Source organism: Gulosibacter sediminis (assembly GCF_023370115.1).
GTDB lineage: Bacteria > Actinomycetota > Actinomycetes > Actinomycetales > Microbacteriaceae > Gulosibacter > Gulosibacter sediminis_A.
This window is the reverse complement of sequence record NZ_CP097160.1, coordinates 226,530-239,314: the sequence shown is the minus strand read 5'-3', so window position 1 is coordinate 239,314 and position 12,785 is coordinate 226,530. Positions and strand designations below refer to the sequence as shown.

Genomic DNA, 12,785 nt, shown 5'->3' with positions numbered 1-12,785 from the left:
CCTCTCGTCCCCGGCAGACGTTCTCCCAGACTACGACGTGGATACCCGTTCGCGCACCGCTCGTGGGATACTGCCGCTATGCAAAACGAGGATGCGACCCGCGCCAATTCACGTACGCGAACCCGCGCGCAGCGCCGTCGCCGCAACGTCTGGATCGCGATTGGTTCGGTTTTCCTCGTACTCGTGTTGGCCGCCGGTGCCGCGATTTACTCGGTGTACGCGCGCTGGGGCAACACCGAGACGATCGAGGACGCATTCCCCGACGAGACGCTGCGCCCGACCGAAAACACGACCGGCTCGATGAACATCCTGCTGCTCGGCTCCGATTCGCGCGCCGACCAGGCCTCGACCGAACTCGACGGCACGGGGTCGCGCGCCGACACGATGATCGTGGCGCACATCCCGGCCGACCGCTCGGGCGTGCAGATGATGTCGATCATGCGTGACTCGTGGGTCGATATTCCGGGCTACGGCATGAACAAGATCAACGCGGCGATGGCGTACGGCGGCGTGCCGCTCGTGATTCAGACCGTCGAGGGCATCATCGACCAGCGCATCGACCACGTGATGATGGTCGACTTCGAGGGGTTCAAAGACATCACCGACGCGCTCGGCGGCGTGACCGTGAACAACCCGACCGAGTTCACCTCGGGCTCGCCCACGAACGAGCACTACCCGGCCGGGCAGATCACGCTGTCGGGCGACCGCGCGCTTGCGTTCGTGCGAGAGCGGTATGCCTTCACCGACGGCGACTACCAGCGCGTCGAGAACCAGCAGCTGTTCTTGAAGGCTGTGGCCGACAAGATGCTCAGCCGCGACGTGCTGACGAACCCGATCACGCTGAACTCGCTGCTGAACTCGGTGGTGCCGTACATCGCGCGCGACTCGGAGCTGACCGTGAACACCATGGTCGACCTCGGCACGAGCATGGCGTCGGTGAAGAGCAGCGACATCACCTCGTTCACGCTGCCGACTACCGGAACCGGCGACGAGGGCGGCCAGTCGGTCGTGTACGTCAATGATGCCGAGCTGCCCACCGTGCAGCAGCACTTCGCCGACGACACCCTCGCCGGGTACGACCCACCCGCGCGGTAATTCTCTGTTTGCGTGACGTTGGCGTCCGCCGATGGGTCAGGCGTCGAGGCCGAGCGTCTCGACGACGTGCCAGACCCGCTCGCGCTGCGCCGCATCCAGGCCCTGGATAGGCAGCGGCAGGCTGCGCTCCGGCGCCAGGCCAAGGCGCTCGGCGATCGCCGCAACGACGCGCAGGCTGCCGCCGAGTTCGGCGAACAGCTGCCAGAGCGGCGCGAGTCGCTCTGAGGCGGCGGATGCTGCGGTCGCGTCGCCGGCGAAAGCCGCGCGGGTGATCTCGAGCGCGGGCTCGGGCAGGGTGCCGCCGATCACCGAGTACCAGACGTCGCAGCCCGCGCTGAGTCCGGTCGCGGCGAACGCGTCGCCCGAGATGCCGATGGTGACGTGCTCGGGAATCGCGGCGCGAATCTCGTCGACGCGGGCCCGCACCGACGCGACGTCGCCCGGCATGCCGGGGATCTTGATCGACGCGATGCCCGGCAGCTGCGCGATGCGGCCGTAGAGCTCGGTCGTGAAGGTGAAGTGTGTGGTGCCGGGGTTGTCGTAGACGATGACCGGCAGTTCGCTCGCGTCGGTCACGGCGCGGAACAGCTCAAACACGTCGTCGTGTGTGAGCGGCTGGTACGTCATCGGGGCGAGCAGCACCGCCTGCGCGCCGGCTCGCGCCGCATTCTCGACGTTCTTCAGCACATCCGAAGTGCGTAGCGCGCCGACACCGACCGCTACCGGGATCTCGCCAGCGTGCTGCACGGCCAGCTGCGCGACCCGGGCGCGCTCTTCAACCGAGAGGTACGCGTACGATCCGGTCGAGCCCAGCGCGGTGATCGCATCCACGCCCGCGGCCGCGAGGCGCTCGACGAGGCCGGCGAAGGCGCGCTCGTCGACGCGGTCGTCGGCAAGGGGGGTGAGCGGGAACGCGTTGAGGCCAGTGAACACGGTGAGCTCCTGAGGGGTAGGCGGTGGGTTGGATACTAGGCGAGCTACGAGCCCGGCGTCGGGGCGTGCTCGATGCCGAGCGCCGGGTTGCCGTAGACCGACTGCACCTCGGCGATCACGACGCGGTACTCGCCGAGCCACTCGCCATGGCGGCGCTTCGCAAGCTGGTGGGTGTCCATGCCGACGAGCTGCTTCAGCGCATCCATGTCGGACCAGTAGTAGACCTCCGAGTACAGCCCGGTCTCGGCGTTGTGCCAGGCTTCCTCGCCGAGGAATCCGGGGATCTCGCGGGCACGGCGGGCGATCTCGCCGTCGATGCGGTGGAACTCTTCGGTGAGCTCGCCGGTCTCGAAGATGAACGTCGAGCTATATTTCGGGGTGGATGCGGTGGTCACTCGGCGGCGTCCTTTCGCGGGTTCTCCTGCAGCCAGGCGAGCACCTGCTGCGCGTGGGTGTTCGGCGGGAAGATCGGGTAGAAGACGTGCTCGATGACGCCGCCCGTAACGATGAGCGTGAGGCGGCTGTAGAGGCGATCGTGGCCCTCGGCCGCAAAGGTCGGCAGGCGCAGGGCCTCGCCAAGCGCGAACGACTCGTCGGAGAGCATCGGGAACGGCAGGCGCAGGCGGTCGACGACCTCGGCCTGGTAGTCGGCGTCTTGGCTCGAGAGGCCGAACACGCGGGTGACCCCGGCGTCGCGAAGCTCGGTGAAGTGGTCGCGGAAGTTGCACGCCTCGGTCGAGCAGCCGCGTGCGCCGGGAATCGCATCCCAGCCTTCGGGCAGGTCGACGCCCGGGCGGCCGGTGAGCGGATAGAGGTAGATCACGACGCGGCCCGGAATCGGCTCGTCGAGGCGCAGCTGCTCGCCGTTGCTCGTGGGCAGCGTGAGCGGCGGCAGCTTGAGGCCCGGCAGGTGCGCGGCCGCGCCGTCATCGTCGGGCACTGGCAGGCCGTCGGGCAGGATGGTGTAGTCGGTCACGTCGGGCTCCTTTGCGTTGCGTGACTGGTCGCTGAACGTTCGGGATGCGCTCGCGTTGAGCCGCGTTTGCAGGTCGTTACGGCGCCGCGTGAGCTCGACTATGACCCCGTCGATCTCGGCGATCGCGTCGCGGTAGACCGCGAGCGAGCTGACGCACTCGTCGCCGTGCTCGTGGCCGGCATCGAGGCACTCGAGAAACGGCGTCGCGCGAGCGGGCGCGATGCCGAGCGCCGCGAGCTTGCGGATCTCTTGCACCGCTTGCACGTGGTGCTCGCTGAACGTGCGGTAGCCGTTCGGCTGCCGATCGGGCGTGATCAGGCCAATCTGCTCGTAGTAGCGAACCGCCTTGACGGTGGCGCCAGCGCGCTGCGCGAGCTCTCCAATACGCATCTCAACCTCCAGGGCCAAGGTAAACCTTGACCCCAGGGGCAGAGTCAACTTGGGGCTTGGCCGGAGCGTGCGGCCGAACACGAGCCCGCGCATCCGGGTGGGTTGGGGCGCGAACCTGGTGACAGCAATTAGCGCCGCGGCGAGGCATTAGCGGTCTACGGCTAATGGCTCGCCGCGGCGCTAATGGCTACGGCTGGTCGGATGCGCTGGTTACGGGCGCGGTCCGGCCGGAGGCTGCGGGGGTCGGCCTTGGGTCGGGGCTCCCCCGGGGCCAGGGGCCGAACTAGCGCTAGCTGCCGAACCTGCACCCGGTGCCTGGCCCGCGCCCGGCGCCTGACCCGCGCTGCCGGCCGACGCGGCCTGCTGCTCGCGGCGCCACGCCTCTTCCGCTGCGAGGACGCGCTGGGTCTGGGGGTCGAGCGCGCGACCGGTGCGGCGCGCATCCGCGGCGTGCATGTGCGCGGCGGCGACCGTCGCTCGGGCCTGCGCCTCGAACCAGCGGTGCGAGGTGTCCTCCTTCGCGGCGCGGATCGCCAGCTTCGAGAGCTCCTCGTGCAACCCGTTGATCAGGTCGCCGGACACGGCCGGCAGGATCGGGTGGATCGGGCCGGCGACGGTGTCGATGCGTATGTTGCCGACGTTCGTCATCCGCTCGAACAGCGAGGCGCGCGCGGTCACCGACTGGATGCGCTCGCCCGGCACCATCGCGATCGACCGCGTGAGCCAGCCGGTGCGAATGTAGACGACGCCGCCGTCGATGGCGCCACCGATGAAGCGGATGCTGAACGGGTGCAGCCACCACGCGCGCAGCGGCGCCGGCGTGAACTCGCGGTTGCGGCCGCCCTTGAAGCCCGACTCGAGCAGCTGCGCGGTGCGCGGGTTCATGTGCATCGGCATGATGAGCTGCAGCACTCGCTCGACCTCGCCGCGCGTGCCGACCGGCAGCACGATGAAGCGCTGCAGGGCGTTCTGCTGCTCCTGCTGCGAGCTGCCGGTTTGCACATCGGCGCGGTTGACGCGAATCGAGTACCACTTGAACGGCTTCCAGAGCACCGGCTGTCGCACCTCGATCGAGTGGATGCGGCCCGGCGGCAGCGTGTCGTTCGTCTGGTTCAGAATGCCGCGGCCGACGCGCAGACCGTCGGGCGTGCCCGCGATCGTGTACTGCATGTTGCCGAGCGCGGTGCTGCCCGCCGAGACGAGCGTGATAAACAGCACGAAGCCGATCGTGCCGACCGAGCCGAGCAGCCACGCGACGTCGAATCCGAACGGCACGCCGCCGCGCAACGCCGCGCCGAGGATGCCGCGCACGACGATGTAGCCGATGATGCTCACGACGATGAGGATCGCCGCCGCGAGCACGCCGCCAAGCGCCGCGGTCGCCGCCATGCGGGCGGGCTTCACGCGCACGACCGACTGCTCAGCGACGAGTTCGGGACTGAGCTCGGGGCCGGCGAAGTCCTCGACCGCGCGGTCGACGAACGCGCTGAGCTGGCCGCGGCGCGGGGCCGGCGGCGGGGTCGTGCCCGGCTGCATCGGGGCGCCGGGGATGCCCGGGGCGCCCGGCGCTGCGGGCCCGGCGGGTCCGGCGTACTGGCCAGTCGGGGCCGCCGCCTGCTCGGCGCGCTGGTGGCGACGCTCGTTCTGGCGCTTCTTGGCACCGGATGCGCGGCGCAGGAGCTCGGCGCGCAGGCCGTTCGCCTGGTCGGCGTTGAGGTACTTCAGCGAGAAGCCGGCCTTGTCGCCCGCGCCCGACGTCTCGACATCGGTGAGGTTGAAGATGCGCGCGAACACCGGGCGGTTGAGGTTGACCGACTGGAGGCGGTCGAAGCGCACCTGGCGGTTCGATTTATTGAGCACGCCCTTGCGCAGCTCAAAGACCTCGTCGGTAAGCCGGAACTCAGTGTTGCGGTAGCCGAGCCACGTGCCGAGGATCGCGAGGATAAACACGACGAACACGCCAACCAGCGCGAGCAAGATCACCCAGCTCGGCAGGCCGTCCTCGGCCACGGCGGGAAAGAAGCTCATGAGCAGCGCGATGCCGACCCAGAAGAACGCAAAAATGCCGCCGACGATGTTGATCCAGAGGGTAGCCGGATGCAGTCGGTGCCAGTTTCCGTCGGCGAGATCGCCGACGCCGGCGGGGGCCTGCGGCGGGAACTGCTGCTGCGGCTGCTGGGGGTAGCCCTGCTGGGGTTGCGGCGGGAACCCTTGTTGTGGTTGCTGCGGCTGGGGCCGTCCCTGCTGCGGCTGACCCGGGTACTGGCCGAAACCTTGCTGGTGACCGGGCTGTTGTTGGTAGCCCTGCGGAGGTTGACCCGGCCGCTGCTCGCCAGGCTGCTGCTGCGGGTAGCCCTGCGGAGGCTGCTGGTTCGGCACCTGCGGCGGAGCCGGCGGCACCTGCTGGGGCTGCTGTTGTCCGTGCACTTGCTGTCCGGCGGCCTCGCGTTGCGCGGCCTGCCGCGCTTCGCGCCGGCTCATCGGCTGGGCCGCGGGTGCGGCCTGCGGCGGAGCCTGGTTCGGCGCCTGCTGGAACGGCGGGCGCCCCGGCGTCTGCCCGTACTGCGGCCCGGGCTGCTGCCCAAATGGCTGGTGCGCCGGGTACTGCTGCTGGTGCTGACCGAACTGGCCCTGCGCATCCGGCTGCGGCTGACCGGCGCGGCCCTGCGCATTGTGGCTGTGGCCCGCGGCCTGAGCCCGCGCATCCTGGCCCTGGCCCGCGGCCTGAGCCTGCGCATCCTGCCCTTGGCCTGGCGCCGGCGGGCGGTCCTGCTGCTCGAAATCGTCTGCCATTACAGGCCAGCCCGTCGGGTCTCGGCGACGCGGATGAGGTGGTCGCGCAGCTCGTCGGCCTCGGTCGGGGTGAGCCCCGGGATGCTCACGTTCGTCGACGCCGCGGCGGTCACCGTGGTGAGCGACGCGATGCCGAGCATGCGGTCGAGCAGTCCGCGGCTGACGTCGATGACCTGGAGGCGGCCGTACGGCACCGCGACGAGGCGCTTCGAGATGACGCCGCGCTTGAAGACGAGGTCATCGTCGCGCAGGGCATAGCCGATGCTGCGCACGCGAATGAACGACATCGGAATCTCGATGGCAGCGATGATGACGAAGACGAGGCCGATGATCCACCACGGGAACGAGCCCGGAATGAACGTGAGGCCGATCGTGACGCCCACGAAAATCACCAGCCAGATGATCGCGCCGACCAGGGTGCGGAACGCGAGCTTCGACGAAATTCTGCGCCATTGAATGCCGGGCGTATCGGGGTATTGCATTGCTGCCTCTCGACCTCGGGTGGGTGTCTCGGGAAAGCCTAGCCACCCGCGCGGCCACGCGGCGCCGGAATCATGCGTGCGATGGATGCTCCGTAGCGGCTCGCACGAGTTGTTGGCCGCTGGGCACTGACTGGGTCTAGTGATACTGGTGTGACCCGTGTTGAATAGCATTTGGCCACCCTCTGGTGATGCCTATACCGCAAAAATCTTGCGATAATGCAGTGAATACGCAGAGTCTGCGCCTGCTCTAGAGAACGGCAACACCCCAGTGACCCAGCCCCTTAATGACTATGGCGGACTGCTCGAAGAGGCAGGGCCCGGCGCGTTCGCGCGGTTTTCGGCCTGGATGCGTCAGCCGCGCAACCTGCTCGTCGTGGGTATCGTAGCGGTCGCCCTGGTGGTCGCTGGTGGCGCGCTCTCGTTGTTCCTGCAGTCATCCGCGACCGGGCCAATGGCGACCGAAACTCCGACATCGACGCCCACGGTCACTGCAACGACGACACCGACGCAAAGCCCGACACCCTCGCGGCCGGCGACGCGCACGCCCGTGCCGTCCGAGTCGCTGCCGCAGGCGCCGAAGCCGGATAACGACAGCCCCGAGGTTCCGATTGACCCGAATGCGGGTGGATCTGGGACGGGTGGCGCTGGGTCAGGCGGGTCTGGGTCAGGCGGCAGCGGCTCGGGTGGCACCGGCGGCGACATCGAGCCTTGCGCTGACGGCCTGCAGTTCGACGCGAACGGCACCTGTGTGCCGGTTTCGACTGACACGAACGGGTCGACCGACGGCGCTGCCGGCGGTGGCGGCGACACGGGCACCACGGATGGCGGCACTGGCAGCGGCTCTGGCAGCGGCTCTGGCACCGGCGGCGAGACGAACACCGGCGGACCCGGCGACACATCCGGCAACGGCGACTCGAGCGGCGAGTCGCCGACCGACCCGTCGACGCCCGACAGCGAAGGTGATGCCGGCCCGAACGCCGCAAGTCCCGACGACACCGTGACCGACGCCGTCAGCTAGCGGGCACACGGGCCGCTCACCGCATCCGTCCCAGGGATACGAGAGCGACGCTCGTTCGACATAGTCATGCTGCAATTTGTTTCTAGGCTGAGGTCGTGTGTGACGTGCACCGGGAACCTGACCCGACCGATGCAGCACAACTGTCCAAGGCTCTCGGCAACGAGTCGGGGGTCTGGCAACCAGTCGAGGCTCTGCGCAACGAGTCGAGGCTCTGGCTGTTGCGACTCATCGGCGACGTGCCAAAAACTGCGGGGCCAGTGACGATGGCGACGAGAATGTCGCAAGCACTGGTCTGCCCGCACCTCCGCACGCGTCGGCGATCGAGTCTCGTGCTCGCCAGCCGCAGCGGCAAAGAGGCGTCGTACGAGCTGGCCAATATGTGCGTTTCCCACAACATCGCTGATGCCGATGTCTTACCCGACGCCTCCTTCGACGCAACGCACGATGCCACCCCTGCGTGCATCTACCCGACGCACACCACCTAACAACCCACCCAAGACGCCTCCGCCTGCCTCGCTTCGGGGCGACGGAGCGCCTCACCGCGGCCCCGAGCGAGACAGGCGCGACCCGCCGGGCGCAGTTGCCCCCGAAACGCGGTGGATTTCCCGACGTGGGGAGGGGATGAGGGACATCTCCCTCAGCCCCTCCCCACGTCGGGTAATCCGACGCGTGACCGGGTTAGCTCGCGGTGGGGACCTGGTCGCCGGCCGGCTCGCTGTCGTCGGGCGGGAGGGCGCACCAGTTTTCGGCAACGAGGCCCGCGACGAGCAGCGCGACGGCGCACACGAGCGAGACGATCGCAAGCGGCATTCCCGCGCCAACGACGGTGCGCGAGGCGAGCCACAAGACCGTCGCTGTGCATCCTCCGGCGAAAATGCTGCCGCCCAGGCTCGACGCCTTCGCGAGCGCGAGCGCGAGCATCGCGCGCTGCGGATCCACCCGCTTGCTCGACACCTCGCGCCACTCAGGCCGGTCGTCGTCCGCGTCGTCACGCCGGCGGTCGCTCACATCCTGCGCCTTGCGTAGCGCCTGCGTGTAGCGGCGCACCGGCCACGCGAGCACGATCGTGACGACGCCGATGAGCAGCAGCGTGATACCGAATGGCAGCGACGGCACGATGGTCGCCGAGCCGCCCGACGTGAGCCACACCTGCAGGGCCCAGACGACGACGCCGGCCGCGACAAAGAGCAGGACGAGGCGCCAGGGGTTGGTGCGGGTCATCCGCGGTACCTCTCGACTCGGTCGGCGGCGTTCGCGAGCAGCTCGCGAATTGGTCCGCGGCCGGGCAGCGACGCCTCGGGCTCGATCTCGGCCCAGGGCGCGAGCACGAAGGCGCGCTCGAACGCGCGCGGATGCGGCAGCTCGAGCGTCGCATCGTGCAGCTGCAGCCCGCCGTGCTCGACGATATCGAGGTCGAGCGTGCGACTCCCCCACCGCTCGGCGCGCACGCGGCCGTGCCCGGTTTCGATCTGCTGCAGCCGGTCGAGCAGCTCGTGCGGCTCGAGGCTCGTGTGCACCGCAATCACCGCGTTGAGGTAGGCCGGCGCCGACTCGTCGATACCGTGCGTCGTGAGCGCGGGCGTCTCGTAGAGGCTCGAGCGCAGGTGCGGCCAGACGCCGTCGAGCGCCTCGATCTCTTCGAACGCGTCGCGAATCGTCGCCTCGCGATCGCCCAGATTCGAGCCGAGCGCGATGACCGCGCGGGCGCTTGGGCGGCGCGCCTCGATGGGCTGCGCACCCTCGGGTCGGTACCGCAAAATTGAAATCATCACGTCATCGAAGCGCAGCTTCACCGGCGCCTGCGGCTTGTGCACCGTGATGCGCACGGCCTGCGGCCCGGCAAACGCGAAGGTCACGGCCGCGAGCCGCTCGGCGAGGGTCTCGAGCAGGTCGACCGGCTCTTGCATCGCGACCTCGTAGAGCGCGCGCATGAGGTGGCCGTAGTGCACCGTCTGCTCAATCTCGTCGGATGCGGCGGCCGCGCGCGTATCAATCCAGACCTCGGCGTCGATGTAGAAGTCCTGGCCGTTCGCGCGCTCGTGCGCGAAGACGCCGTGGCGCCCATGCACGTGCAGCCGCTCGATGACGATGCGGTCGAGTTCGGGCGCGGGCAGGGCCGGATGCGCAGCCGGGCCCGGGCGGTTCGGCGTGAGCTGAATCGCGGCCTCGGCCGGGTGGATGCGCTGGGTCGCGGATGCGGCGGGCGCGTTCGCGGCCGAGCTGCCGGGCGCGACTCCTCCAGCCGGCGCGTTCGCGCTCGACTGCTCGCGCGCATCCGGCTCGGAGGCTGAGCCCGACTGTTGCTGCGCATCCCGGCCGAGCCCAGCATCCCGCTCGCTCAATGCTCGGCGCCTTGCTCGCGGAGGTCGGCGCCGTTCTGCCAGGCCGAGACCGTGTCGATGGCGACGCGGGTCGCCGCGACGTTGTGCACGCGCACGCCCCACACGCCGCGCTCGGCGCAGAGGGCAGAGACGACGGCGGTGGGCAGGTCGCGGGCGGCGACCGGCGCATCCTCAGGCAGGAGCTGGCCGATGAAGCGCTTGCGGCTCACCCCGATGAGCACCGGATGCCCGAGCCGCTGCAGCTCGTGCAGGTGGCTGAGCACGGCCCAGTTGTCGTCGCGATCCTTCGCGAAGCCGAGGCCGGGGTCGAGGATGATCCGCCCGGGCGCGACGCCCGCGGCGACAGCTCGGTCGCGCATCTGCTGCAACTCGGCGAGCACTTCGGCAGCGGTGTCGTCGTAGTCGGCGAGGTCGTTCATGATGACGCTGTGGCCGCGCCAGTGGCTGAGGATGAACCGCGCGCCGCGCTCGGCGACGACTTCAAGCATCCGCTCATCGGACCGACCACCCGACACGTCGTTGATGATGACGTCGCCCGCGTCGAGGCAGGCCGCCGCGGTCTCTGCGTACATCGTGTCGACCGAGACCGGGATGCCGTCGGCCACGAGCTGCTGCACGACCGGCAGCACGCGTGCGAGCTCTTCGGCCTGAGGCACGCGCTGGGCACCGGGGCGAGTCGATTCGCCGCCGACGTCGATGATCGTCGCGCCCTGCGCCACCAGCCGATACGCGCGGTCGAGCGCGGATGCGGTACGCGCCTCGGCGCTCTCGAAGTTGAGGGTGCCCCCGTCGCTGAACGAGTCGGGGGTGACGTTGAGCACGCCCATGATCTCGGTCGTGCTCGGGTCGATGGTGACTTCCGCGGACAGGCGCAATTCGGTCATGCGTTCATTCTCTCGCACTCACTCGTGGGGTGCTTGGGTCGATGCGGCTGCGCGGCGGAGCGTTCGCTGCCGACGGTGGGGGTGAAATCGAGCGACATCGGCGCTGCGGGGCGGCTCGCGGGAACATAGGATGCCGAAAAGACTCCCCAGCGAAAGGCCTCCATGTCGACGCAGACACCACCTGATTTGTCGGGTTCCTCCTCGAGCGGCGCGGTGCCCGCCGCATCCGCCGGGCTGATCGAGCGCCAGGGCATCGACGTCGTCGACCCGTCGCAGCGCACCGCGAAGCCATCCGACCTGTTCTGGCCGTGGTTCGCCGCGAACGTGTCGGTGTTCGGCATGTCGTACGGCGCGTTCATTCTCGGCTTCGGCATCTCGTTCTGGCAGGCGACGATGGTCGCGATCATCGGCATCGTCGTGTCGTTCTTCCTCTGCGGCCTCATCGCGATCGCGGGCAAGCGCGGCTCAGCGCCGACCATGGTGCTCAGCCGCGCCGCATTCGGCGTGCACGGGCAGAAGGTGCCCGGCATCATCTCGTGGCTGACGTCGATCGGTTGGGAGACGTTCCTCGCGATCATGGCCGTGCTCGCGACGTCGACCGTGATCACGCAGCTCGGCGGTGACGGCGGCGTGGTCGTGCAGATCATCGCGACCGTCGTGGTCGCGGCGCTCATCGTGGCTGCCTCGGTGCTCGGCTACCACGTGATCATGCGGCTGCAGTCGATCCTCACCTGGATCACCGGTGCCGTCACGATTCTCTACGCGATCCTCGCGTTCTCGCACATCGACTTCGCGGCCGTCTCGGCGCTCGAGAGCGGCAGCCTCGGCCAAGTCATCGGCGCGCTCGTCATGGTCATGACCGGCTTCGGCCTCGGCTGGATCAACATCGCCGCCGACTGGTCGCGCTACCAGCGCCGCGACACCCCCGACGGCAAGATCGTGTTCTGGAACGCCTTCGGCGGCTCGGTCGCGCCCGTCGTACTCGTCGTCTTCGGTGTGCTGCTCGCCGGATCCGACCCCGCGCTCAACGAGGCGATCGCGGGCGACCCGATCGGCGCACTCGCCGCGATCCTTCCGACCTGGGTGCTCATCCCGTTCTTGCTCACCGCGGTACTCGCGCTCGTGTCGGGCGCCGTGCTCGGCATCTACTCGTCGGGGCTCACGCTGCTCAGCCTGGGCATCCGCATCCCGCGCCCCTCGGCCGCCGCGATCGACGGCCTCATCCTCACCGCCGGCACGATCTACGTCGTGTTCTTCGCGACCGACTTCCTCGGGCCGTTCCAGAGCTTCCTGATCACGCTGGGCGTGCCGCTCGCGTCATGGGCGGGCATCCTCATCGCCGACATTCTCACGCGTCGCCGCGACTACGACGACGCCGCGCTGTTTGACGCGCGGGGCAGGTATGGGTCGTGGGACTGGCTGTCGATCGGCACGATGGTGGTCACCTCGGTGGTCGGCTGGGGCTTCGTCGTGAACTCGTTTGCCGAGGACGCCGCGTGGAACAACTGGCAGGGCTACCTGCTCTGGATGGTCGGGGGCCGCGATGGCGACTGGGCCTACGCCAACCTCGGGGTATTTTTCGCGCTCGTGCTGTCGTTCGTGGTCGCGTGGATCGGCCGGCGCGGCAAGATTCGCCGTCAGGAAGAGCTCGCCCGCTGAGGTTTGGGGTCTGGGTGGGGCGCGGCCGGTCGTGGTCGCGCCCCGCTCGTTTTTGGTGTCCCCGAAGTCCCACTTCTGACGCGAAAAGTGGGATCTTGAGGACACTTTGCGGCTGCCACCCTGGGCGTGGGTGCGCCCCTCAACGCAGAGTGTCGCCGATGTCCCACTTTCAGCGCGAAAAGTGGGATATTGGCGACACTAAGTCGCCACAAA

At 68.9% G+C, this 12,785-nt stretch carries 12 protein-coding genes; 4 read left to right on the top strand and 8 right to left on the bottom strand.

The window, feature by feature from the left end:
* Positions 1-78 precede the first annotated feature (78 nt).
* Positions 79-1,095, top strand: coding sequence for an LCP family protein (locus tag M3M28_RS01040; protein WP_249387010.1), 1,017 nt, complete (start codon positions 79-81; stop codon positions 1,093-1,095).
* Positions 1,096-1,131: 36 nt separating this feature from the next.
* Here M3M28_RS01040 and M3M28_RS01035 read toward each other — a convergent pair whose 3' ends face one another.
* From M3M28_RS01035 to M3M28_RS01015, 5 genes are all read right to left on the bottom strand, one after another.
* Entirely contained in the window at positions 1,132-2,028 is an 897-nt protein-coding gene (locus tag M3M28_RS01035) for a dihydrodipicolinate synthase family protein (protein ID WP_249387009.1), read from the bottom strand.
* 44 nt (positions 2,029-2,072) lie between these two features.
* Positions 2,073-2,423, bottom strand: a complete 351-nt coding sequence (locus tag M3M28_RS01030) for an antibiotic biosynthesis monooxygenase family protein (protein ID WP_249387008.1) — start codon at positions 2,421-2,423, stop codon at positions 2,073-2,075.
* Complete coding sequence (locus M3M28_RS01025; RefSeq protein WP_249387007.1) at positions 2,420-3,394, bottom strand: MerR family DNA-binding transcriptional regulator; 975 nt, start codon at positions 3,392-3,394, stop codon at positions 2,420-2,422. Before M3M28_RS01025 ends, M3M28_RS01030 begins: the two co-directional genes overlap by 4 nt.
* 210 nt (positions 3,395-3,604) lie before the next feature.
* Complete coding sequence (locus tag M3M28_RS01020) at positions 3,605-6,187, bottom strand: PH domain-containing protein (protein ID WP_249387006.1); 2,583 nt, start codon at positions 6,185-6,187, stop codon at positions 3,605-3,607.
* Positions 6,187-6,669, bottom strand: coding sequence for a PH domain-containing protein (locus tag M3M28_RS01015; protein ID WP_249387005.1), 483 nt, complete (start codon positions 6,667-6,669; stop codon positions 6,187-6,189). The genes M3M28_RS01020 and M3M28_RS01015 overlap by 1 nt, the downstream gene beginning before the upstream one ends.
* A 268-nt stretch (positions 6,670-6,937) precedes the next feature.
* On the opposite strand from M3M28_RS01015, the gene M3M28_RS01010 reads away from it, so the two are divergent.
* Together M3M28_RS01010 and M3M28_RS01005 are read left to right on the top strand one after the other, a co-directional pair.
* Entirely contained in the window at positions 6,938-7,687 is a 750-nt protein-coding gene (locus M3M28_RS01010; protein ID WP_249387004.1) for a hypothetical protein, read from the top strand.
* Between the two features lie 95 nt (positions 7,688-7,782).
* Entirely contained in the window at positions 7,783-8,172 is a 390-nt protein-coding gene (locus M3M28_RS01005) for a hypothetical protein (protein WP_249387003.1), read from the top strand.
* Between the two features lie 193 nt (positions 8,173-8,365).
* Here the strand turns inward: M3M28_RS01005 and M3M28_RS01000 are convergent, their stop codons facing one another.
* Genes M3M28_RS01000 through folP form a run of 3 tightly spaced genes read right to left on the bottom strand, consistent with a single transcriptional unit; the run spans position 8,366 to position 10,913 of the window.
* Positions 8,366-8,908 (bottom strand): DUF3180 domain-containing protein, encoded by a 543-nt coding sequence (locus tag M3M28_RS01000; protein WP_249387002.1) that lies wholly within the window; start codon positions 8,906-8,908, stop codon positions 8,366-8,368.
* Positions 8,905-10,029: a 2-amino-4-hydroxy-6-hydroxymethyldihydropteridine diphosphokinase gene (gene folK / locus M3M28_RS00995; RefSeq protein WP_249387001.1), complete on the bottom strand. Its 1,125-nt coding sequence runs from the start codon at positions 10,027-10,029 to the stop codon at positions 8,905-8,907. Before folK ends, M3M28_RS01000 begins: the two co-directional genes overlap by 4 nt.
* Positions 10,026-10,913: a dihydropteroate synthase gene (gene folP / locus M3M28_RS00990; protein ID WP_249387000.1), complete on the bottom strand. Its 888-nt coding sequence runs from the start codon at positions 10,911-10,913 to the stop codon at positions 10,026-10,028. The genes folK and folP overlap by 4 nt, the downstream gene beginning before the upstream one ends.
* A 162-nt stretch (positions 10,914-11,075) precedes the next feature.
* On the opposite strand from folP, the gene M3M28_RS00985 reads away from it, so the two are divergent.
* Entirely contained in the window at positions 11,076-12,572 is a 1,497-nt protein-coding gene (locus tag M3M28_RS00985; RefSeq protein ID WP_249386999.1) for a purine-cytosine permease family protein, read from the top strand.
* The last annotated feature ends 213 nt before the right edge of the window (positions 12,573-12,785 follow it).